Source organism: Acetobacter sacchari (genome assembly GCF_017377715.1).
GTDB classification, from domain to species: domain Bacteria; phylum Pseudomonadota; class Alphaproteobacteria; order Acetobacterales; family Acetobacteraceae; genus Acetobacter; species Acetobacter sacchari.
The window spans coordinates 47,836-70,253 of the sequence record NZ_JAFVMF010000017.1 but is presented as its reverse complement, the minus strand read 5'-3'; the positions used below and the strand labels follow the sequence as shown (position 1 = coordinate 70,253).

Annotated in this window: 24 protein-coding genes; 13 read left to right on the top strand and 11 right to left on the bottom strand. The window is 61.6% G+C overall.

The genetic code is table 11. From position 1 onward, the window contains the following. Positions 1–19 precede the first annotated feature (19 nt). Positions 20–439: a DOPA 4,5-dioxygenase family protein gene (locus tag J2D73_RS15080; RefSeq protein ID WP_183009836.1), complete on the bottom strand. Its 420-nt coding sequence runs from the start codon at positions 437–439 to the stop codon at positions 20–22. 117 nt (positions 440–556) lie between these two features. On the opposite strand from J2D73_RS15080, the gene J2D73_RS15075 reads away from it, so the two are divergent. Next, positions 557–2,539, top strand: a complete 1,983-nt coding sequence (locus tag J2D73_RS15075; protein ID WP_183009835.1) for a conjugal transfer protein TraG — start codon at positions 557–559, stop codon at positions 2,537–2,539. After that, positions 2,536–2,970, top strand: a complete 435-nt coding sequence (locus J2D73_RS15070; protein ID WP_456304361.1) for a CopG family transcriptional regulator — start codon at positions 2,536–2,538, stop codon at positions 2,968–2,970. Before J2D73_RS15075 ends, J2D73_RS15070 begins: the two co-directional genes overlap by 4 nt. A gap of 263 nt (positions 2,971–3,233) precedes the next feature. Here J2D73_RS15070 and J2D73_RS15065 read toward each other — a convergent pair whose 3' ends face one another. From J2D73_RS15065 to J2D73_RS15040, 6 genes are read right to left on the bottom strand one after another with little or no spacing between them, the layout of a single operon-like run. After that, a complete protein-coding gene (locus J2D73_RS15065; RefSeq protein ID WP_207882582.1) occupies positions 3,234–4,646 on the bottom strand; it encodes a hypothetical protein in 1,413 nt (470 codons plus the stop codon). Between the two features lie 53 nt (positions 4,647–4,699). Beyond that, positions 4,700–5,593 (bottom strand): 3'-5' exonuclease, encoded by an 894-nt coding sequence (locus J2D73_RS15060; RefSeq protein WP_116100232.1) that lies wholly within the window; start codon positions 5,591–5,593, stop codon positions 4,700–4,702. Continuing rightward, the gene (locus J2D73_RS15055) at positions 5,593–7,611 is read right to left on the bottom strand and encodes an ATP-binding protein (RefSeq protein WP_183009833.1); all 2,019 of its coding nucleotides are present in this window, start codon (positions 7,609–7,611) and stop codon (positions 5,593–5,595) included. The genes J2D73_RS15060 and J2D73_RS15055 overlap by 1 nt, the downstream gene beginning before the upstream one ends. After that, positions 7,608–8,936 carry an SIR2 family protein gene (locus J2D73_RS15050; RefSeq protein ID WP_183009832.1) on the bottom strand — a complete coding sequence of 443 codons (1,329 nt, stop codon included), beginning with the start codon at positions 8,934–8,936 and terminating at the stop codon, positions 7,608–7,610. The genes J2D73_RS15055 and J2D73_RS15050 overlap by 4 nt, the downstream gene beginning before the upstream one ends. A 10-nt stretch (positions 8,937–8,946) precedes the next feature. Next, positions 8,947–9,303: a hypothetical protein gene (locus J2D73_RS20890; RefSeq protein WP_243429986.1), complete on the bottom strand. Its 357-nt coding sequence runs from the start codon at positions 9,301–9,303 to the stop codon at positions 8,947–8,949. Beyond that, positions 9,304–9,573 carry an HU family DNA-binding protein gene (locus tag J2D73_RS15040; protein WP_182959353.1) on the bottom strand — a complete coding sequence of 90 codons (270 nt, stop codon included), beginning with the start codon at positions 9,571–9,573 and terminating at the stop codon, positions 9,304–9,306. A 211-nt stretch (positions 9,574–9,784) separates the two neighbouring features. On the opposite strand from J2D73_RS15040, the gene trbB reads away from it, so the two are divergent. From trbB to J2D73_RS14985, 11 genes are read left to right on the top strand one after another with little or no spacing between them, the layout of a single operon-like run. Next, on the top strand, positions 9,785–10,753 hold the full coding sequence (trbB, locus tag J2D73_RS15035; RefSeq protein ID WP_207882581.1) for a P-type conjugative transfer ATPase TrbB: 969 nt from the start codon (positions 9,785–9,787) through the stop codon (positions 10,751–10,753). Continuing rightward, complete coding sequence (locus J2D73_RS15030; RefSeq protein ID WP_019086273.1) at positions 10,750–11,076, top strand: TrbC/VirB2 family protein; 327 nt, start codon at positions 10,750–10,752, stop codon at positions 11,074–11,076. Before trbB ends, J2D73_RS15030 begins: the two co-directional genes overlap by 4 nt. After that, positions 11,076–11,342, top strand: a complete 267-nt coding sequence (locus tag J2D73_RS15025) for a VirB3 family type IV secretion system protein (RefSeq protein WP_077807154.1) — start codon at positions 11,076–11,078, stop codon at positions 11,340–11,342. Before J2D73_RS15030 ends, J2D73_RS15025 begins: the two co-directional genes overlap by 1 nt. 7 nt (positions 11,343–11,349) lie before the next feature. Next, on the top strand, positions 11,350–13,776 hold the full coding sequence (gene trbE / locus J2D73_RS15020; protein ID WP_207882578.1) for a conjugal transfer protein TrbE: 2,427 nt from the start codon (positions 11,350–11,352) through the stop codon (positions 13,774–13,776). Next, entirely contained in the window at positions 13,773–14,519 is a 747-nt protein-coding gene (gene trbJ / locus J2D73_RS15015) for a P-type conjugative transfer protein TrbJ (protein WP_207882576.1), read from the top strand. The genes trbE and trbJ overlap by 4 nt, the downstream gene beginning before the upstream one ends. Further along, positions 14,519–14,791: a putative entry exclusion protein TrbK-alt gene (gene trbK-alt / locus J2D73_RS15010; RefSeq protein WP_113596911.1), complete on the top strand. Its 273-nt coding sequence runs from the start codon at positions 14,519–14,521 to the stop codon at positions 14,789–14,791. Before trbJ ends, trbK-alt begins: the two co-directional genes overlap by 1 nt. Positions 14,792–14,795: 4 nt before the next feature. Next, positions 14,796–16,055 carry a P-type conjugative transfer protein TrbL gene (gene trbL / locus J2D73_RS15005; protein WP_207882574.1) on the top strand — a complete coding sequence of 420 codons (1,260 nt, stop codon included), beginning with the start codon at positions 14,796–14,798 and terminating at the stop codon, positions 16,053–16,055. A 2-nt stretch (positions 16,056–16,057) separates the two neighbouring features. Next, the gene (gene trbF / locus J2D73_RS15000) at positions 16,058–16,738 is read left to right on the top strand and encodes a conjugal transfer protein TrbF (RefSeq protein WP_207882572.1); all 681 of its coding nucleotides are present in this window, start codon (positions 16,058–16,060) and stop codon (positions 16,736–16,738) included. Beyond that, on the top strand, positions 16,738–17,724 hold the full coding sequence (gene trbG, locus J2D73_RS14995; protein WP_207882570.1) for a P-type conjugative transfer protein TrbG: 987 nt from the start codon (positions 16,738–16,740) through the stop codon (positions 17,722–17,724). The genes trbF and trbG overlap by 1 nt, the downstream gene beginning before the upstream one ends. Beyond that, positions 17,721–18,881 carry a TrbI/VirB10 family protein gene (locus J2D73_RS14990; protein ID WP_207882568.1) on the top strand — a complete coding sequence of 387 codons (1,161 nt, stop codon included), beginning with the start codon at positions 17,721–17,723 and terminating at the stop codon, positions 18,879–18,881. Before trbG ends, J2D73_RS14990 begins: the two co-directional genes overlap by 4 nt. Then, positions 18,878–19,129, top strand: a complete 252-nt coding sequence (locus tag J2D73_RS14985; protein WP_176613991.1) for a DUF2274 domain-containing protein — start codon at positions 18,878–18,880, stop codon at positions 19,127–19,129. The genes J2D73_RS14990 and J2D73_RS14985 overlap by 4 nt, the downstream gene beginning before the upstream one ends. A 111-nt stretch (positions 19,130–19,240) precedes the next feature. On the opposite strand, the gene J2D73_RS14980 is transcribed toward J2D73_RS14985, so the two are convergent. The 4 genes from J2D73_RS14980 to J2D73_RS14965 all read right to left on the bottom strand — a co-directional run bounded on the left by J2D73_RS14980 (position 19,241) and on the right by J2D73_RS14965 (position 22,336). After that, the gene (locus J2D73_RS14980; protein ID WP_207882565.1) at positions 19,241–19,480 is read right to left on the bottom strand and encodes a type 2 periplasmic-binding domain-containing protein; all 240 of its coding nucleotides are present in this window, start codon (positions 19,478–19,480) and stop codon (positions 19,241–19,243) included. After that, positions 19,471–19,743, bottom strand: a complete 273-nt coding sequence (locus J2D73_RS14975; protein ID WP_207882563.1) for a type 2 periplasmic-binding domain-containing protein — start codon at positions 19,741–19,743, stop codon at positions 19,471–19,473. Before J2D73_RS14975 ends, J2D73_RS14980 begins: the two co-directional genes overlap by 10 nt. A 162-nt stretch (positions 19,744–19,905) precedes the next feature. Further along, a protein-coding gene (locus J2D73_RS14970; protein WP_243429985.1) for an IS630 family transposase occupies positions 19,906–20,852 on the bottom strand; the annotation gives its coding sequence in 2 pieces (ribosomal slippage) (positions 19,906–20,507 and positions 20,507–20,852; 948 coding nt in all). 251 nt (positions 20,853–21,103) lie between these two features. Next, complete coding sequence (locus J2D73_RS14965) at positions 21,104–22,336, bottom strand: MFS transporter (protein ID WP_207882561.1); 1,233 nt, start codon at positions 22,334–22,336, stop codon at positions 21,104–21,106. Positions 22,337–22,418: the final 82 nt, after the last annotated feature.

Here is a 22,418-nt window from a genome sequence, read left to right as displayed (position 1 = left end):
CCCCGGCTCCGGGCTGATGTCAGATTGGCGCCGTGTCCGCCGGTTCGGTATTCGGATCCCCTGCGCCGTCCGCCTTCGGCGCTTCTTCCGGTAGCCGCTCCGGCAGCAGGGCGCGACGCTGCCCGAGCCAGAGCCCGTCGCTGATGTGATCCCGGCGCGGAGAGTGCGTATTCGGGTGGATCAGGATGCTCAGGCTACGGTGATTGAGCATCAGCCAGGGAACGAGCGTCGCGAACAGCGTCGTCTCGAAGGCGACCTGATACATCGGCAGCGTATGCGGTCCGACCGGAATCTCATGCCAGCGTCCCAGTCGGACGACGAAACGTTCACCGATTTCGGTGCGCAGCAATTCCGCGGTCGCGCGCTCGTCCGCGCCGTCGAAATAGACGTGGGCATGATAGCTGGCGACGGCCTCGATCAGGCGGATGGTGTCGGTCATCGTTCGATCCCTGCGGACGGGAGCCGTCCGTTTATTATCCGCTATTGTCCGGCGGCCCCAGGCGTTGTCATTAAGCCTTGAATATCAGACAATCGAGCCGTTTGGTCGGTTCCTGTCATGAATCAGACCAAAATCCTCTGGGGATCGGTGTTTTCCGTCAGCACCGTGATCCTCGCCTTCACGTGGGCTGCCACCCAGTGGACCGCTTGGCGGCTCGGCTTCCAGCCGCAGCTCGGCGCGCCGTGGGTCATGCTGCTCGGCTGGCCGGTCTATTATCCGCCGGAGTTCTTCTGGTGGTGGTTCGCCTATGACGCCTACGCCCCGGATATCTTCACCACCGGCGGTTACATCGCGGGGTCGGGAGGGATTGTCGCCGTCATCGTCGCGATCACGATGTCCGTCTGGCGTGCCCGCGAGAAAAAGCGTGCCACAACCTATGGCTCGGCACATTGGGCCGATCCGCGTGAGATCCGTCGGGCGGGGCTGCTCGCACCCGATGGCGTGGTGCTGGGCCGCTCGGCCGATGCCTATCTCCGTCATGACGGACCGGAGCATGTGCTGTGCTTTGCGCCGACCCGCTCGGGTAAGGGCGTCGGGCTGGTTGTGCCGACGCTGCTGACCTGGCCGGGCTCCGCCATCGTCCATGACATCAAGGGTGAGAACTGGACGCTGACCGCCGGCTGGCGCTCCCGCTTCGGCCGGGTGCTGCTGTTCGATCCGACCAATCTCGCCAGCGCCGCTTACAATCCGTTGCTGGAGGTCCGGCGCGGTGAGCGGGAGGTTCGCGATGTACAGAACATCGCCGACGTGCTGGTCGATCCCGAAGGCGCCCTTGAGAAGCGAAATCATTGGGAGAAGACCAGCCACGCGCTGCTGGTCGGCACCATCCTGCATGTCCTCTACGCCGAGGAGGACAAGACCCTGGCCGGGGTCGCCAATTTCCTCTCCGATCCCAAGCGCGCGATCGAAAGCACCTTGCGCGCGATGATGACCACGCCGCATCTTGGCAAAAAAGGTGTCCATCCGGTGGTCGCCAGTTCGGCGCGGGAACTGCTCAACAAGAGCGATAACGAGCGCTCGGGCGTGCTCTCCACCGCCATGTCGTTCCTTGGCCTGTATCGCGATCCGGTGGTGGCGCATGTGACCCGGCGCTGTGACTGGCGGATCCGCGATCTTGTGGCCGGCAGTCATCCGGCGACGCTGTATCTGGTGATTCCGCCCTCGGACATCAGCCGCACCAAGCCCCTGGTCCGTCTGGTGCTGAATCAGATCGGCCGTCGTCTGACCGAGGAACTGGAGGCGACGCGCCGCCATCGGCTGCTGCTGATGCTCGATGAGTTCCCGGCGCTGGGACGGCTGGATTTCTTCGAGAGTGCCCTGGCCTTCATGGCGGGCTACGGCATCAAGAGTTTCCTGATCGGCCAGAGCCTGAACCAGATCGAGAAAGCCTACGGCCAGAACAATTCGATCCTCGATAACTGCCATGTCCGGGTCAGTTTCGCGACCAATGATGAGCGGACCGCCAAACGCGTTTCCGACGCACTGGGTACCGCCACAGAGATCCGTGACGCGAAGAACTATGCTGGACACCGGCTGTCGCCGTGGCTCGGGCATCTGATGGTGACACGCCACGAAACCGCCCGGCCCTTGCTGACGCCCGGCGAGATCATGCAGCTTCCTCCTGACGAGGAACTGGTGCTGGTTTCCGGCTGCCCGCCGGTCCGGGCGCGCAAGGCGCGGTATTTCGAGGATACTGAACTGGCCGCGCGCATCCTCCCGCCACCCCGGTTCGAGCCACCTTCGGCCCCCGAGGGAACGCCACCCACCGGACCGCAGTCGCCAGGGGACTGGGCCGATGTGGTCCAGCCGCCTCCTGCCAGTAATGCAAATGATGATCCCGCCAATGCCGGCATCCGCCGTGAGCCGGAACTACCGGAACAGGAAGAGGTGGTTCAGACGCCGAGGAAGCCGGTGCATGAGTTCGACCCGCCGGAGGATGAGTCCGAGGACGATGCCACACGAGCGCAGACCATACGCCGCGGTGAGCAGGTTCTCGCGCGTCAGGTCTCGCTCGATCCTGGCGATCGGATGGGGCTATGACAGCGATGCGGATCAAGCACACGATCCGGCTGCCGCCCGATCTCAGCGCAAAATTAGCCGATTACGCTGCTCGCAAGAAGGTGCCGCAGGCGCTGATCGTGGAGACGGCGCTGGCGTCGTTCCTGTCGCCGGACGGGCCGGAGCGGCTGGAAGCCGCGCTGACCCGGCGACTGGACCGGATGACGCGCCAGTTGGAGCGCATGGAGCGGCGGGTGACGATCTCCAATGAATCGCTGGCCGTGTTCGTGCGCTTCTGGCTGACCAGCACACCGCCGTTACCAGATGCGGCGCTTGCGGCAGCGCAGAGCAAGGGGCGAGAGCGGTATGACGGATTTATCGAGGCAGTCGGGCGCAGGCTCGCCAGAGGGAAAACACTGGACGACGAGGTGAGGCTGGACGTGGTTCCTCGTGCGGAATGTCATGATACTTGACCCGCGAGACTACCCCATAAATTTTGGTCTGGATGTGGAGGATAGCGGTCGGTCTGCTTTAGGGGCAGTGCAACCAGTTGCAGACCTATTTAACAATCCCGGTGCGGTTTACTCTATTGGCGAACTCTTTTCGAATTATAGCCAAGAGCCCCAAAATCACGCAGAGAAAGTCGAGCAGCCAGCCATGACATTGAAAAAGAAATCCTTCTTTCATGCCGGATACCTTGCTATCCCGGTTATTATCATGGCGTCCCAAGCATCATCTAGGACGTTCCGTAAAGCGTCGGACGGCTGTCAATGATATTCTTGTCGGCTCCAACCATCGTTGGCCGAATCCACAGCAACCTGCTTTCTGCCAGCGCCTTCCCAAACCGTTGATTCCGCCAGTGTCCTCGGCGCCAGTGACCAACGGCCGTCCCGCCGAGCGTGTTTCGCTTCTCGAATGACGTTCGATAGCCGCAGAAATTGATCCAACGGCAACCGTCCTGACGTGCTTGCGCCTCTGCCATTTTTCTGGCTTTGCCCTTGGCCCGCCCGACTTTTTCATGGATACGCGGATCGTTTAGTCGTTTTTCCTGAGCGCGTTCGGGATAATTCAAGTAGCAGACGAGGTTGAACACCAGTCGCGTGACCTCTTCCAGAACCGTCGGATCGGAAATCACGTTGCGAAGATCGTCAGGATGCCCGTCTTCTTCTCGAAAGGTATCCATTGGAATCGCCGATCGGCGACCGCGTTCGATGCCATCTCTAACCGTATTGCGGTGCGAGACAAAATCGTAGTGCGCACGGAGCGTTGGCTGGCCCAAAAGATCGGTCAATGAAAGTGACGCCGGAGCATGATTGCGCTGACGGAACGTGAAATCCACCGTGAACATCAAGTATGAGCGCCACTCGCCCGAACCGCGGATATCCACCTTTTCTGCGATTTCATCCATCACCGCATCGGGATCTAGCAGGTATCGGTCGTAAAGCTGTTGGACAGCCGTATTTTCGGCCAATAGCTTCGCAATGTAACTGTCAAAGCTTACAAAACTTTCTGAGCCGTCCTTACACAGCCTCTCCAGAGCGCCTGGTATTCGCTCAAGATCCGCCCATTGCTTCCTCTGCTCAGCGATCAGTTCGTTCGGAGGACGGGGCTTCATCCGGAGAGAGTCAACCAGGCAAATTTCAGCCGTGACATAGAACCCATCGATGACCCAGTCGCGATTGTAGTCGGGCAAAAAATGTCCCGGCGCAAGAGCGACATAGAACGTGTCGTATGGCATCCGCAGGTTTTGGATGGGCAACTCATCCACGTCCGTATCGGCCAGCATTGCCAACAGGTCTGGCGCAAACTCGAATATTTGTTGACCACCGTGGCGCCAGTTTCGGAGCACCGAGCGCCAATTCTCTTCACGCAGGATAACCTCCCAGGCGGCTCTTTTCGGCACACCTTGAGGGAAATCGGCGAGAAAGGCATCTTCGTGAGGCGCCACCACCTGTCGGTAATAGTTTTCCCGCTCTGCGTCGGTACCGTCCGGCCTATTACTATCGACTGCCCAATAAGCATCGAGCCGAGGTTGTAAACCGCGCAATTCAGTTTCATGACGCCAAGCGTGCAACTGAGATAGCCTCACGGCCGGATTCTTCAAAATCGTCCCCAACAAAGATAGATTTAGCTCACTGCCGGTCTGCACTCATACCCAATAACAAATGTTCATCTTAATCGGAAATCGAGACGATACATCGCCTAAACTCTGCTAGAAAAACGATCGTAAGCAGTAACACGAACAGTTCTTATGTCTGCTTCGTATCGATATATTTCACGTAGAAGGTAGGATATTTCTGCATCCTTTTCAGCGTCAGCAACATCGAAATACCAAGATCGGGGCTTGCCATTCTCCTCGCCGTTCCAACGATATCCCCGAGCCTTCAGGATATCTTTGAATTCGAACGGCGAATTTTCGGCCCAGATCCGCCAGGTTGGCAGGCGTGCACGATCCAGCAGCCTGACAAGAGCCGGAACGTGCGTTCTCGGCAGTTCTTGCGCGAGGATTTCAATGGCGGCCAAGCAGTCATTCGCAGCGCGATGCCGATCGTAAAAGAAACCTAGGGCCATCGCGAGGTAGGAGAGTTTGGTGCCTTCGAACCCCTCAGCCGCCCAGTCGATCTCCGACATGGAACAGGCCCAAGGCTTGGTTGAGAACACCGGACTAAAGCGTTCAAGGAAATGCCGATCAAACGCTGCATTGTGAGCGATCACCACAGCAGCCGGAGCAGCAAAAGCAGCAACCTCTTCCGGATCAATTGACTTGCCAGACACCATGGTGTCAGAAATACCGGTCAACGTTGTGATTTCGGGCGAAATCAGCTTCGTCGGCTCGCGGAGACGGTCAAAGGGCTCTTGGACCTCCACGATCATCCCATCCAGCGCATACCTAAAAGGCACCATTGCCAGTTCGATAATCTCGTCCAGATCGGGATCGAGGCCTGTCGTCTCGACGTCGACCATCAAGCCTAGGCGCGTCTCGGTGGCGTCGTATCCTTCCACTGGCTCTCGCGGTCGAAGGCGCCGTAGCACCCGATAGTCTGGACTGGCCTCCAGCGCCGCTGCTAACTCTTCCAGATTTGAGACATCGATCATCAGTCGAATACGCCCTTCAGATCGACATTCTGGACAGGAGGCGCCGAGATCCGGATCTGAGCTGCACGTCCCTCTTCGTGGAACCAGAGTTCCCCAATCTTCGCGTCATCGCTTTTTGGAAGCGGTTTTACCTCCCGCACCTTGAAGGTGGTTGGGAGGTTCACCGATGTTCCAAACACGAGCGCGTGCTGCTTAGGCAACGACGGCAAACGCTTCAGGACCGCATCGGAAATGAATGGCGTCATCTGCCGGATCTGCGAAAGGTCATCCGGGTTCTGAATTCTATGGATCACAAAATTCGAGCATTGCGAGAGAACAGTTTTAGAAAGTTCGCTGGGTCGTTGCGACGCGACCAGCAGGAAAAGTCCATATTTTCGTCCCTCCTTGGCGATGCGCTCGTAGATTTTGCTGGCGTCAATTGCAAATTTTGACGGTGTCTCGGAGATGTAGCGATGGGCCTCCTCAAGCAAGAGGTGAACAGGAAAGCGGTTCCTTGGTTCGGCTTGCCGAAGCAGACGGAATGTCATTCGTGCAAGGACCGACGAGACCAGTTCGACCACCTCGTCTTCGACGGCGTTCATATCCACGATGATGATCTGATGGCGCTTTCTCCAGTGGTCGCCATTTTTTGACAGCCCAAGTAGCTGTTCGAGGAAAGCCTCCATAGTCGGGGTCGCTTCGCCCGGCTTTATGTCATAACGCATGAACGCATATTCGGATCTATCGCGAAGCGACTTGAACCGGGTAAACATCTGTGAGCAGTAATCACGGATTTGCCTGTTGCCATGCGCCTCTTCATAGAGAATTGCAAAATCCAAGCATTCCTCAAGATCATCGAACGTGAACGGCGCCTGTTTGTAGGACGGCAGATCAACATCCTTTCGAAGTTTTTTGCGAACCTCATCCAGAAATGGAGCCAGGTTCCCATCTCTGAAATTTCCGTACTGGTAGTTTGCTCCGTATTTCTGAAGAAGATTTATGTTCAGGTCTTTCGTTGGGTACTTCTGGAACAACGATACGACACGTTGAAACTTCGCGACTGGCGAATCCCCATCGGCACCTCTGAAGCATTCAATGACACAGGTAGCGATAAAGTGCTCCTTGATTGCCAGCGCTTCTGGAGTGTTTTCCCGAAACAGCCCTGTCAGTCCCAAAGCTGTACGAAGGACCGGAATTTGTGTTCGCTCGCTGGCTTGCAGAAGCAACTCCCATTCCGATTGTTCCAGGAACCAGTGCGGGAGGCGGAATTTGTGGTCATTCGCAGTTCCGTCCAGCACAACATGGGCGACGCCAATGCCGTTCTCTTTGGCGAGCGGCATCAACGCATTGGCGTATTCGCCATTTACATCGAAGACCACGAACGTCGCACCTCGAGCATGGAACTCGTCCGCCTTGTCGAACAACGACTGGAGCACCGACGCGACGGTGCAGGACTTCCCGCTCCCGGTATTGCCAAGGACAGCGGTATGGCCGCCGAAAAAGTCATTGATCCGGACTTTGACGTCATAGCCCTCGAATACCACAGAGCGGCCGATCGACATGGCGCGAAAGCGCGTCGCATCTTCGGGCACTGGCAGGGCACCATTGAGGCCTGAAGCGGGTTCGCTCGGCTTATCGGTCTCGAAAACGCGATCAAGCTCTGCATCGAGAGCATAGAGAGCATCCGCATAGAGCGACGGAAAGACGGAGACTCCGAAGCGAAACTTTGCGCTCCGGTCCTGTGGCAGCATCCCGACCGGCACGACGTCGAGATACTTCGCAGACGCGGCCTTGTCCAGCTCGCTCTCGCCACGTCCAACGCTGGCGATGTCCCGCTCTCTCAGGCCGACAACCTCCACCACGACATATTCCGTCTGAACCGGAATCATCAGGAACGAGCCGAGACGGGCGACATAATGGACGTCATCGAACCCGACGACGGTGAAATTGTCTGTGCCAGCGTGCATCTCTACGACGAAGCGATCAGCCGCGACGGAGACCACCTTGCCGATGGCGCGTTTGCGGTCGTCGCGGCTCATTCGCTGTCTCCAGCGATGGACGGAGCCTCAGCCTTCTTCGGGGACATCACCTCCAGCACCTTTCGGATTGCATCGTCGATGCGCTCGCTCGGCCGCTGGGGCATAAACTCTTCAATGATCGTATCGAAATAATGCGCCTTGCGATCGGCTTCCGGACCGCTGCCACCGATGATCCAGATGCGGGGATCGTTCAGGGCGCGGAGTTTGGCCACTTCTCCCTCCAGCATCGGATCGACAAAGATTACCAGCCGAAACGTCGGTATGGTGAGGGCCTGATAGATGATATTGTTGATGTGTTCGTCGCCGAAGGCATATCCCATGGTGAAGAGAACACTTTGCTCCCTCACGATCCGCGACTGGAACTCGCGGAACAGGTCCGCATAGGGAGATCCGAGGCTGGAATTTTGCTTCGCAGGGGTGGGATAGATCATCACCTTTCCCGGTTCCTGCTTTTTCGAGACAGCCGTTTCGCGGATCGGGAACAGGCCGTGATCGTCTTCGGTCCAGCTAATCGACCCATGAATCTTGCCGAGATAGACAAAGCCATCGACAGCCGACCATTTCCTGTTGGTCAGATCAAGCTGCTCGGCGAGTGCGTAACGGAAGGTCGCCGGATTGAAGCGGCGTTCAACCACACCGGAGAAGCCATTGGCATAGGGCAGGCCAAGCCGGTCCATCGCCGTCTCGTTGAAAAGGTCGTAGTTGGTGGTGAAAATCCACGGACGCGGCAGCGAGCGATCACGCAGGACCAGCTTTCTGTAGAATGTTTCGTAGAGCATCCCGACGGTGCTGTCGCCATTGGCAAACGCTCCGTTCGTGCATTTGTCCCAGAGGAAAGCCTGCACCTTCTTAATGATCGAATTGACGACCTTCAGATTACCTTCCGCCTTCGCAAGCGTGCTTCGAGAAAGCGAGAACCGAAGGCTGAACAGCAGCTCCATCAACCGTTCAAGGTTGCGGGCATACTCGTTCCCGCCGATATCTATCCCCAACTCGTCAGAAAGGACTTTCCGTTCGACTGCGGTCGGGAACCTCGCCTCGTCGGAAGCCCGCGCTTTCGTGAACTCCTTGGCAAGAGGCGCCATGGTCGGGATGCCAACCTCCCGCCAGTCATCGCCGAGCAAGTCGTCAGTTTCCTTGACGTAATACGACGAACATCCTGCCCCGAGCAGGAACGCTACGTTCTTTGCATTCAGAGATTCCGATAGCGCTTTCCTGACGACATCGGCACCGGCCGGCCATTCAAGATCGCCGGCATCAGCCTCGACACCCCGCAGAAATTTGAATGTCAATTTCTCAGGCTCTTCTCCGTCGGAATCCGCCACGGGCCCCCCCTTAGTTGAACAATACTTCAATATCCGCCATAGGCCGGAAAAGCTTCATCGGTTGATCTGGAAACGGTAAAAAACTCTCTCGCTCATAGAAGCGCTTCGCGCCTTCGCCCTTGGCGTCCACGATCACCGCAAAAGATGCGATCTCGCTGCGCACGGCCCGATAGAGCGCGTCCGCTAGAAGAAACCGACCGTACCATTCTTTTGTCGCGAGATGAAAACCAGCGCTTACGATGAATGTCCGCTTTGGGAAAACAGATCTTAGACCGATAAGTGTCTGCAGAGAGGGCGGAAGCCGCCTGTCTCCTAATCTTTTATCTCCGAAAATTACCATCTGACGGTCACTGGATGACGTGTCCAATCAGACTGCCTTCTTCAGCACTGGGCTTGCCTTGAAGCGCACGGTCTTGCCCGCCTTGACCTTCACCGGTTCGCCGGTGCGGGGATTGAGCGCCTTGCGGGCCTTGGTCTTGTGGACGGTGAAGGTTCCGAAGGACGGCAGCGTGAACCCGCCCTCCTGCTTCAGTTCGGCGACAATAGCTCCGACCAGGTCATCGGCGGCCTTGGTGGCGGCAACGCCCGTGCAGTCGAGGGAATCCTGAAGAACGGCGGCAATGAAGGCTTTGCTCATGCGGGCGCAGGTCCGTGTCGTGGTCGAATCCGAGGACGGTAGCAGCGCCCTTTCGCCCCGTCACCGGCCAAACGCACTCTACTCCTATGCAAGTTCTTCTATCCCGGCGCCCTACGACCAAAGAGACTTGTTGCGCTTCCGTGTTCATGCCTCTTTCTAATCGACCCCGTTGATCCATTGCCTCCCTCGCGAGGCCAATCACGGGGTTTCGATGACCGTCGCTCCATTCCGCTCCGAAGCCGTTGCCCGAGGCACGCGCATGCTGCGCACCGCCCTCGGCCCGGCCATTGCCGGGCATCTCGATGATCCATCGATCGTCGAGGTGATGCTCAATCCCGATGGCCGGCTGTGGATCGACCGGCTGGCTGGCGGCATGGAGGACACCGGCACCTGGATCGGGCCGGCCGACGCCGAGCGGATCGTCCGCCTGGTGGCCCATCATGTCGGGGTCGAGGTGCATCCCGCCAGCCCGCGCGTCTCCGCCGAACTTCCCGGAAGCGGTGAGCGGTTCGAAGGGTTGGTGCCTCCGGTGGTGGCCGCACCCTGCTTTGCCATCCGGCGCCCAGCCGTCGCGGTGTTCTCGCTCGACGACTATGTGGCCGCCGGGATCATGGCCGCGGCGCAGGCCGAATTTCTGCGCCGCGCCGTCGCGGAGCGGCAGAACATTCTGGTTGCCGGCGGCACGTCCACCGGCAAGACCACGCTGGTCAACGCCTTGCTGGCCGAGATCGCGCAGACCGGCGATCGGGTGGTGCTGATCGAGGACACGCGCGAACTGCAATGCACGGCGCCCAATCTGGTCGCCCTGCGCACGAAGGACGGCGCGGCCTCGCTCTCCGACCTGGTGCGCTCTTCGCTGCGCCTGCGCCCCGACCGGATTCCCATCGGCGAGGTGCGCGGCGCGGAGGCGCTCGACCTGCTCAAGGCCTGGGGCACCGGCCATCCCGGCGGTGTCGGCACCCTGCACGCGGGGTCCGCGATCGGCGCCCTGCGCCGGTTGGAGCAGTTGATCCAGGAAGCCGTCGTTACCGTCCCGCGTGCCCTGATCGCCGAGACAATCGACGTGATCGCCGTCCTGTCCGGGCGTGGCAGCGCGCGGCGCCTGGTCGAACTCGCCACCGTCCAGGGGCTGGCCCCGGAGGGCGACTACATCCTCACACCTGCCGGAGACCTGTCATGACCCCGACGCTCGCCCTGCGCCGCCGCCTCGCCGTGGCGGGCGCTACCTTGTCCGCAACGCTGCTGTCGGCCCCGGCCTATGCGTCCGGCTCCAGTATGCCGTGGGAAACGCCGCTCAACGAGATTCTCGAATCCGTGCAGGGGCCGGTGGCCAAGATCATCTCGGTGATCATCATCACTGTGACCGGCCTGACCCTGGCCTTCGGGGAAACCTCGGGTGGCTTCCGCCGCCTGATCCAGATCGTCTTTGGCCTGTCGATCGCCTTTGCCGCCTCCAGCTTCTTCCTGTCTTTCTTCTCCTTCTCGGGCGGGGCGCTGATCTGATGGAGCCGGACGCCATTCCCGGCTTCACCGCCCCGGTGCATCGCGCCCTGATCGAGCCGATCCTGCTCGGCGGGGCGCCACGCACGGTGGCGATCGTCAACGGCACGCTGGCGGCGGCAATCGGCCTCGGCCTGCGGCTGTGGATCGCCGGCGGGATCTTCTGGCTGGTCGGCCATCTCGCCGCCGTCTGGGCGGCCAAACGCGATCCCGCCTTCGTCGACGTGGTGCGCCGTCACCTGCGCTATCCCACCCATCTGGTCGGGTGAGCGCGTCATGCTGAACCTCGCCGAATACCGTCATCGCCGCGACCGGCTGGCCGATTTCCTGCCTTGGGCGGCGTTGGTCGCCAAGGGCATGGTGCTGAACAAGGATGGCGCCTTCCAGCGTACCGCCCGGTTCCGCGGTCCGGACCTGGACTCCTCGACCGCCTCCGAACTGGTCGCCATCACGTCAAGACTGAACAACGCCCTGCGCCGGCTGGGCTCCGGCTGGGCGCTCTTCGTCGAGGCGCAACGCCGCCCGGCACGGGGCTATCCGTCCGGCCCGATCTCCGATCCCGCCTCCGAACTGGTCGACGCCGAACGTCGGGCGCAATTCGAGGAAGAGGGCGCGCATTACGAGAGCCATTATTTCCTCACCCTGGTCTGGCTGCCACCGGCGGACGATGCTGCCCGTGCGGAGGCTTTGCTCTATGAGAACCGCGCCCGTGGCGGTTCCGACTGGCAGGCTGTGGTCGCGGGATTCATCGACCAGACCGACCGGGTGCTGGCCCTGCTTGATGGTTTCATGCCGGAAGCCGACTGGCTCGATGACGGCGAAACCCTGACCTATCTCCACTCCTGCATCTCCACGCGCATGCAGCGGGTCCGGGTGCCGGAAATTCCGATGCACCTCGACGCCATCCTGGTCGACGAGGAACTGACTGGCGGCCTGGAGCCCCGATTGGGCGACGCGCATCTGCGCACGCTCACCGTCACCGGTTTTCCGACCCAGACCTGGCCGGGGCTGCTGGACGAGCTGAACCGGCTGGCCTTTCCCTATCGCTGGTCGACGCGGGCGATCTGCCTGGACCGCACCGACGCAACGAAAGTACTGGGCCGGATCCGGCGGCAATGGTTCGCCAAGCGCAAATCGATCATGGCCATCCTCAAGGAGGTCATGACCAACGAGGCCTCGGTGCTGCTGGATTCCGACGCCGCCAACAAGGCCGCCGACGCCGATGCGGCGTTGCAGGAACTCGGCACCGACCAGGTCGGGCAGGCCTATGTCACCGCCACCGTCACGGTCTGGGACGAGGATCCGGCCGTCGCCGCTGACCGGCTGCGACTGGTCGAGAAGACGATCCAGAGCCGCGACTTCACCTGCATGCGTGAGACGGTGAACGCCATAGAGGCCTGGTTCGGCAGTCTGCCGGGCCATGTCTACGCCAATGTCCGCCAGCCCTGCGTCTCGACCCTGAACCTTGCCCATATGATCCCGCTCTCCGCAGTGTGGGCGGGGCCGGAGCGGGACGGGCATTTCGCGGCACCACCGCTATTCTATGCCCGCACCGAGGGCTCGACCCCGTTCCGCTTCGCACTCCACGTCGGCGATGTCGGGCACACGCTGATCGCCGGGCCGACCGGCGCCGGCAAGTCCGTGCTGCTGGCTTTCATGGCGATGCAGTTCCGCCGCTATGCCGGGGCGCGGATCTTCGCCTTCGATTTCGGGGGCTCGATCCGTGCAGCCACCTTGGCGATGGGGGGCGACTGGCACGATCTCGGCGGCGCGCTGGCACAGGATGGCAACGACCCTGTCGCGTTGCAGCCGCTGGCGCGGGTCGAGGAGCCGGGCGAACGGGCCTGGGCGGCGGAATGGGTGGCGACACTGCTGGAGCGCGAGGGCGTCGCGGTTGCGCCCGACCTCAAGGAGCATCTGTGGTCGGCGCTGACCTCGCTGGCCTCGGCGCCGGTCGTGGAGCGTACCATCACCGGCCTGTCCGCGCTGCTCCAGTCGCTGGCGCTGAAGCAGGCCCTCCAGCCCTATTGTGTTGGAGGTCCGTGGGGGCAATTGCTCGACGCTGAACATGAGCGTCTTGGTGTCGCCGACATCCAGGCCTTCGAGATCGAGGGGCTGATCGGCTCCGGTGCCGCGTCCGCCATGCTGTCCTATCTGTTCCATCGCATCGAAGACCGCTTTGACGGCAGCCCGACGCTGCTGATCATCGACGAGGGCTGGCTGGCGCTGAACGATCGCGCCTTCGCCGGCCAGCTCCGGGAATGGCTGAAGACGCTGCGCAAGAAGAACGCCTCCGTCATCTTCGCCACCCAGTCGCTGGCCGATATCGATGCCAGTCCGATCGCGCCGGCGCTGATCGAGAGTTGCCCGACACGCGTGTTCCTGCCCAATGATCGGGCGCTGGAGCCGCAGATTACCACGATCTATCGCCGCTTCGGGCTGAACGACCGTCAGATCGAGATCCTCAGCCGGGCCACACCCAAGCGCGATTATTACTGCCAGTCCCGCAGAGGCAACAGGCTGTTCGATCTCGGCCTGTCCGAGGTGGCGCTGGCCTTCACCGCCGCGTCGTCGCCCGGCGACCAGGCCGCCATCGACCGGATCTTTGCCCGGGACGGGCGCGATGGTTTCGCGGCGGCATGGCTCGTGCACAAAGGCGTCGAGTGGGCGGTGGAGATGCTCAATCCGGGAGCAGGGTCATGAGAAATCGGCTGATAATGAAATCGGTTTTCGTGTCCGGTGCTGTTCTTCTGTTGCCGCTTGCCGTGAGCGTGCCGGCCCATGCGCAATGGGCGGTCTATGACGGGGCCAATCATGTGCAGAGCGTCCTGATTGCCGCTCGGGCACTGCAGCAGGTCAACCAGCAGGCGCAGAGCCTCACCAATGAGGCGACCATGCTGGAGAACCAGGCCCGCAATCTGACCAGTCTGCCGTTCTCCGTGCTAGCGCCGCTGGACCAGTCGATCGCCCAGACGGCAGCAATCGTCGGTCAGGCGCAGGGGCTTTCCTATAACCTGTCCAGCATCGATCAGGCCTTCACCCAGACCTATCCCCAGGCGCTGGGTAGTCCGACCTCAGCGGCGCAGATGACCGCCGATGCCCAGACGCGATGGCAGAACGCGCGGGGCGCCTATCAGGACGGGCTGCGGGTGCAGACCGGCGCGGTGCAGAATCTTGATGCCACGCGCAGCCAGATCGACAGTCTGGTGACGTCGAGCCAGTCCGCGACCGGCGCCTTGCAGGCCGCGCAATCAGGCAACCAGCTCTCAGCCCTCCAGACGCGCCAGCTTGCCGACCTCACCGCCGTCGTTACGGCGATGGGCCGCGCCCAGGCGCTGGAAGGCGCCCGTCAGGTCGAGGGCGAGGAGCAGGGCCGCGCCCAGCTCGCGAACTTCCTCGATTACGGCGCCGGCTACACGCCCGGCACCGCGCAGATGTTCCACTGATGCGCCCGTTCCGTCTCTCCCTGCCGATCGTCTTCCGGCTCGTGGCCGTCGGGCTGGTCGTTCTGATCCTGGTCGCCGCCAGCCTGCATCTCCGGCACGTCCCCCATGACGTCGGTGTGCCCGATCTCGGGCCGCCGGGATCGCGTGACCGGTTGGCCACCGGTCTGGCGCGCTGCCAGGCGCTCGGCATGAAGGCTGACGGCGATCCGGCCTGTGCTGCGATCTGGGCCGAGAACCGCAAGCGCTTCTTCGCGCCCGACGCGGCACGGTGACGCCATGCAGCAGGGCACCGGCGTCATCGACAATTTCCTTGCCATCTTCACCCAGTATATCGATTCCGGGTTCGGTCTGGTGCAGGGCGACGTCCACTGGCTCGCCGGTATGCTGATTGCGATCGACATCACGCTGGCCGGTCTGTTCTGGGCGCTGGCCCCGGATGAGGACGTGCTGGCGCGGCTGATCCGCAAGACCCTGTTCATCGGCCTGTTTGCCTTCATCATCGGCAATTTCAACGGGCTGGCACGGATCATCTATGAATCCTTCGCCGGGCTGGGCATCGAGGCCGGTGGCGGGCATCTTACTCAGGCGCAACTGCTCCAGCCGGGACGACTGGCGCAGGTCGGCATTGATGCCGGCAAGCCGATCCTGACCTCGATTTCTTCGCTGGTCGGTTTCGTCGCCATCTTCAACAACGCGATCCAGATCGCCGTGTTGCTGATCGCCTGGCTGATCGTGGTCATCAGCTTCTTCGTCATGGCGATCCAGCTCTTCGTGGCGCTGATCGAGTTCAAGCTGACCACGCTCGCAGGCTTCGTGCTGGTGCCCTTCGGTCTGTTCGGCCGCACCGCCTTCCTCGCCGAGAAGGTGCTGGGCAACGTCGTGTCGGCCGGGATCAAGGTTCTGATGCTGGCCGTCATCGTCGGCATTGGTTCGACGGTGTTCGGCCAGTTCACCAGTGGCTTCAACAACCCGCCGACCATCAATGATGCGCTGACCCTGATCCTCGCGTCCTTGACGCTGCTCGGTCTGACCGTGTTCGGTCCGGCGCTGGCCAACGGGCTGATCGCCGGTGGTCCGCAACTGGGCGCGGGATCCGCTGTCGCCACGGCCGCCGGGGTCGTTGGTGCCGGTGTGGCCGCCGCATCAGGGGCCGGACTGGCTGTGGGAGCGGCGGCCGCCGCCGTGCGGGGCGGCGCTTTTGTCGCGGGTGGCACGACCGCCGCCTATCGGGCCGGCGGCGCGGCCGGTGTCGCCAAGGCCGGAATGTCCGCCGCCGCCAGCCCGTTGCGCCGCGCCATGGCCAGTGTCCGCACCAGCTATCAGGCCGGCGGGGCGGCCGCGACCGGTGGCGCGGGTAGTGCCACGGCCTCGAGTGCCGGCGGCGGAGCGAGTGCTGCCGGCAAGCCACCGGCCTGGGCCAGCCGGATGCAGCGCAACAACCGGATCAAGGGCGGAGCGGAAGCGGCCGCGCAGGCGATCAAGGGCGGCGACCGGCCCAGCGGCGGCCATGACGTCGATCTTTCGGAGGGAGAATAGCCATGTTCCGCCGCCCCAATGTGCGTTTCGGAAGAACACCGGAACCCGAGACGCCCTATCACAGGGCCGGACAGGTCTGGGACGACCGCATCGGCTCGGCCCGTGTCCAGGCGCGCAACTGGCGGCTGGCCTTCTTCGGCTGCCTGGCTTTGAGCGGTGGCCTCGCCGCCGGGCTGGTCTGGCAGTCGGCGCGCGGCACCGTCACGCCGTGGGTGGTGCAGATCGACCGGCTGGGTCAGGCGCAGGCCGTCGGTCCGGCAACCGCCGCCTATCGGCCGACCGATCCGCAGATCGCCTGGTATCTGGCGCGCTTCATCTCCGAGGTGCGCGGCATCCCGGCCGATCCGGTGGTGCTGCGCCAGAACTGGCTCGACGCCTATAACTACGTCACCGATCGCGGGGCACTGGCCCTGAACGATTATGCCCGCACCAGCGATCCGTTCAACCGGATCGGCAAGATGCAGGTGGCGGTTGAGATCGCCAGCGTGATCCGCGCTTCCGACGACAGCTTCCGGGTGGAATGGATCGAGCGCCGCTATGTCGATGGTGCGCTGGCTGCCACTGAGCGCTGGAGCGCGATCCTGACCATCGTTGTCAGCACCCCAACCGATGCCGAACGGCTGCGGAAAAACCCGCTTGGCATCTACATCCACGCCCTCAACTGGTCTAGGGAACTCGGCTGATGCGCACCCTCAACACCATCGCGCCGTTCATGATCCTGCTGGCGCCGCTGGCGGCCTGCTCCTCATGGAAGCCGCCTGCCATCAGATACGACGATACGCCCCGGCAGGCAGTGCTTACGCCTGACCCGCCTAAGCCGGTGCAGGTGGTGGCACTCCCCGAGCCCTTGCCGTTACCGGGGCAGCTCAAGCCGATCCCAACCCGGCATGCGGTGCCGGACCCGACGGATCCGCACCAGCGGGTCGAGCGCGCCAACAGTGCGGCGCGGATCCAACCGACGCGGGCCGGCTATCTCAATGCGATCCAGGTCTATCCGTTTTCCGAGGGGGCGCTCTATCAGCTCTATGCGGCGCCGGGCGAAATCACGGATATCGCGCTGCAGCCGGGCGAGAAGCTGGTCGGTTTCGGCCCGGTCGCCGTCGGCGATACCGTGCGCTGGATTATCGGCGACACCGAGAGCGGGGCAGGGGTGTCGAAACGGATTCACATCCTGCTCAAGCCGACCCGTCCGGACCTGACGACCAACCTGGTCATCAATACCGACCGGCGCACCTATCATCTGGAACTACGTTCCGATGAGCGGACCTACATGGCGTCGGTGTCGTGGGATTATCCGCAGGACCAGATCGTTGCCCTGCGCGGCCAGGATCGTGACGCGGACCTCACGACGCCAGTCGCGACCGGCGTCGATCTCGACGCGCTGACTTTCCGCTACCGGATCGAGGGCGACGAGGCGCCGTGGCGGCCATTGCGGGCCTTCGATGATGGGCGGCAGGTCTTCATCGAGTTTCCGACCGGGATCGCTCAGGGGGAGATGCCGCCGCTGTGGGTGATCGGCCCGCAGGGCGACGGCCAACTGGTGAACTACCGGGTGCGCGGCAACCGCATGATCGTCGATCGTCTGTTTGCCGCCGCCGAACTTCGGCTGGGTGCGAAGCACCAGCAGGTAGTGCGGATCGTCCGCACTGACGGGTCGCGGCGGTCATGAACGACAGCGCCGGAAGTGGCGGCACCGAAACGCCAGGGGCCGCCGTCAGGCCACCGGGCGAGATGCGGCTGCGGACGACGCGGCCGCCGGTCACGCGGCTGTCGCGCAAAGTGATCCTTGGGCTGGCCACCATCGCGGCGCTTGGCGTCGGCGGCGCGCTCTATCTGGCGTTGAAGCCGGCGCCACCGAAGAGCAGTGCCGAACTCTACAATACCGGCAGCCGAACCACGCCGGACGGGTTGGCCAATCTGCCGGGCGATTATAGCCATCCGCCGCGCCTCGGCCCACCGCTGCCGGGCGACCTCGGCGGTCCCATGCTGCGAGCAGGGGTAAGTACGGCCGGCATGGCGACACCGGCGGCGCCCGCCGATCCGGAGAAGCAGCGCATCGCCCAGGAGCAGGAAGCGGCACGGGTCAGTCATCTGTTCACCCAGACGCAGATGGGCCGGGATGTCGCAGCACCGGCGGCGGCGGACGCGACGGCAATCCAGCCCAGTAGCGTTGCTACCGATCGCAGGCAGGCGTTTCTCGACGGGCCGGTTGACCTGCGAACCGTCAGTAATGCGCGTCTGAAATCAGCTCCCAGCCCGTATGTGCTTCAGGCGGGATCGATTATTCCCGGTGCGCTGATTACCGGCATCCGCTCCGACCTGCCGGGCGAAGTCACGGCGCAGGTCACGGAGAATGTCTATGACAGTCCGACCGGGCATATCCTGCTGATCCCGCAGGGGGCGACACTGATCGGCCGCTATGACTCCCAGATCGCTTATGGCCAGAAGCGGGTGCTGCTGGTCTGGACCCGGCTGATGCGCGGTGCCGGGGATTCGATCGTGCTGGAGAATGAGCCGGCCGCCGATGCGGCGGGTTTCGCCGGATTGCAGGACCAGACCGACAACCACTGGGGCGAGGTGTTCAAGGCCGCGTTGGTCTCGACCGTGCTCAGCATCGGCTCCGAGGCCGATATCAGCGGCGGCAACGGCATCGCCCAGGCGTTGCGCACCGGCGGCTCGCAGGGCTTCAACCAGATCGGTGAGCAGATCGTGGGACGGTCACTCAATATCCAGCCGACCAACACAATCCGGCCGGGCTTTCCGGTGCGGGTGACGGTGCATCGTGACCTGGTTCTTACCCCGTTCAGACAGGAGGTTTCCCGATGACGAAACTCAGGCTGGGGCCGATCGCGAATGACAAGCCGGTGCGTCTGACCATTGAGCTACCCGCCGCTGTGCATCGAGATCTTATTGAATACGCGCGCCTTCTCTCACGAGAGAGCGGGCAGGACGAGATAATGCCTGCTAAGCTTGTCGTGCCGATGCTCGCGCGCTTTATGGAGACGGATCGGGGTTTCCGAAAGCAACGCCGGAAGGCGGGGTTCGGCGGTAGAGCTCCGTCCGATCCCGTATGAAGGCGACGAATTTGCCCATCACGGGATCTTCGGAGTCCGGTCGCCATGTCAGGCTAACGTCGACATACGCGTTCTCCTCGACGATCGGCACAAACACTAGGCCGGGTAGATTTAGGGTAGAATAAGCCCCGCTGAGATCGTGATGCAGTAGCCTATGCGCACGAAGGCAAGTACGGTCAGGCTATCCGCCTCGAACACACGTAAGCTTGTGCCAGGCAGCCGTGCAGCGAAGAACTCACGACAGGCCTCGCCCTTTTCCGCCGCCCATAGAAGCAGGATCTCGGTTTGCAGGTTTCGCCAACGCAAATCCCATTGGCTGGCCAGACGGTGACTGGTCGGCACTACTGCCATAAGGGGTTCGGAAAAGACGAGACAGCCAGTTTCATAATTATGGAGCAGAAATCCGGCACCAGAGCTGCGTCGATCTGACAATCAGTTAGTGCCGCATGGAGACTACGGTCGCCCGATTCATAGGGCGTCACGCAGACGCCCGGATGGGCCGCGCGCCATTCCAATAGCAGTTTCGTCAGAAAGCTATTAAATGGCGGTAGGTAAAAACCTAGACGAATTTCCCCGGCCTCACCGGTATTACTTCGCTCGAGCGTCTCCTTCATCGCATTTGTCTCATTCAAGACACGACGAATGTGGCGCATCGCTTGGCGTCCCGATGCTGTGGCGTGGATTCCGGTCGGGCTTCGCTCAACCAGTGTTACCGCCAGCTTATCCTCAAGGCGACTGACTGCCTGGCTGAGAGTCGATACTAGAGCACGTCCACGTTATTCCGGTTCATAGCCTGCGGCGGTGAAAAAGTTGGCACATTCGTCCGGAGTGAAATCATCCAGGACCGATCCGGCGGCGTCCCATAGCGCTGTGACGGTTCTTGCTGCCTTGGCGCGTAAGAGGGCCTTGAACTTGGCGAATGCCATTTCGATCGGGTTGAAATCGGGACTATAGGGAGGCAGGAACATCATACATGCCCCCACTCGTTCGATGGCCTTTCGCGCTCCCGGAACCCTGTGAGCGGGCAGATTGTCCAGCACAGCGATATCGCCCGGGCTGAGCGTCGGCACGAGAACATGCTCGACATAGGCCTGAAAAATCTCGCCGTTCATGGCGCCATCATGCACGAAGGGTGCAGTCATACCCGTGAGGCGCAAGCCGGCGGTGAAAGTCGTTGTTTTCCAATGGCCATGAGGAACGCCAGCCCGACAGCGTTCTCCGCGTAAAGCGCGACCACGCAGGCGTGCCATCTTCGTGGAGAGGCTGGTTTCGTCGATGAAGACCAGGCGGTACGGATCGAGGTCAGGCTGGCCGTCGAACCAGTCCTGCCGACGTGTCAGCACATCTTCGCGCTCCTGCTCCAATGCATGTGCGGTCTCTTTTTGAATGTCCACCCGCGCTGCCGCAGCCATCGGCTGAGCATACTGCGGCCGATCCCGACGGACTGCTCACCCTGCAGGCGCGCCACCATCTCGTTGAGCGTGATGTCTGTTTGCGCTTCAATCATGCCAACAATAAAGGCTTCATGCCCGTCCAGCCGCGAACCGCGTGGCTTGCCCTGACGGCGCGCCGCCCGTTCGCCGCTTTCACGCTCGCGTCGAAGCCACCGGATCGCCGTCGAAATCCCGATCCCGAACCGCTTCGCTACTGAACGGGCTGACCCGCCCGCTGCGCCGGCTTCCAGAACGCGCACCCGAAGATCGTCACTCAATGCTCGCGCCATCACCATCTCCATCAATGAAAACGGTGAATCACAATCCACGCTCCGCGTCATCCCCACGATTCATAGTTCAGTGGACGCGCTCTAGCATCTGCAAGGATTGCGCGGCCTTCCCGAAACTTCCGGCTTCGAGCACGGAAAAAAATAGCGCAGTTCCGCGAGATGCATGAGGTGGCCTGCTTTATTGTATAATTTCTACAGCGTTTAATCTTTGTGCTTATGAATTATTGGATATTGTTCGATGGTTGTTGATGTTACGAAAAACTATCGGTCCCTATTGCGCGCGTTCCATCCTTTCGGTGAGCTTGCACTGCGGCGAATATCGCGACGATGGTTGCGATCGCAGCAACAAAAAATGTGGCTGGATAGTTAAAATGACTTGCGACGGTGCCTGCGATCGGTCCCGTAATGCCCAGCCCAATATCGACGAACGCCACATAGGCGCCCATGGCCGCGCCACGGTTTTGTGGAGGAACATACCGTACCGCGTCGACACCCAACGCGGGGAAAGTAAGTGAATATCCGGCCCCGAGAAGTGCGGATCCCGCTAAGGCCGCGACCGGGTTCGGCGCCAGCCATAAGGCGATCAACCCCAGTCCCTGGATCGGGATCGTGACCATTGCGACTTTCTGGCCACCAAGCTGATCCGGCAGGCCGCCGAAAAACAAGCGTGCCGCGACATATGCGATACCGAAAGCGGTTAGCCCGTAAGGTGCGCCGGACCAGCCTTGAGCCGCGTAATCCAGACCGAGAAAAGCAAAAAGCGTGCCGAAGCCGACAGTACTCAGGGCAAGGGCCATACCATGCCGCCAGATCAGACCGACCACTTTATGGAAAGCTAGTCGTCGTCCTCCGTTCGGCGCAATCGATGCCTTTCGCAGCCCCACCGTTAGAGCGAAAAGCGGCAAAACGGAAGCCGTAGCGGCAACTGCCATAAAACCGTACTTGTTCATGATCGCGGCCCCAATGGGGGCACCAGCCCCGATGGCGCCGAACATGGCAATTCCAACCCAGACCATCGCGCGACCGGTATGGCGCGGACCGACGGTTCCGATGCACCAAGACAAAGCACCAGTAATCAGGAGGCTCTCCCCCAATCCCAGCATTGCACGCCCGGCCAGAAGAGCGACAAGGCTCCATATATGCATGGCGTTGATTATGCCCGATATGCCATACCCGAGCCCGGCCAAAGCGCATCCCACAGTGCCAACGATAACCGCATTCTTCGCGCCGCGCGTGTCCGTGATGAGACCCGCGAATTGGCGTGTAAGCAATGTTCCTATGGATTGGGTGGCGATAACCCAACCGACGACTGTCGGACCAAAATCCAATGTCTCGTGAATATAGCCGGGAAGGACCGCCAACGGCATGCCGACACTCAAGTAGCCTAGAAAAACAAGCAGCGCGAACGGCAACAGCCGCTGTGTAGCTTGGCTGCCCGATAGGGGCGTGATGTTACTCGTCGCCGTTGATGTGGTGGATGACACACGGTATCTCCGTCATGGTCTGCTAAGAGCAGGTTTCGTAACGACCCTGTTCCCGCAATAGAATCGAGGATGGCTGCCAGAC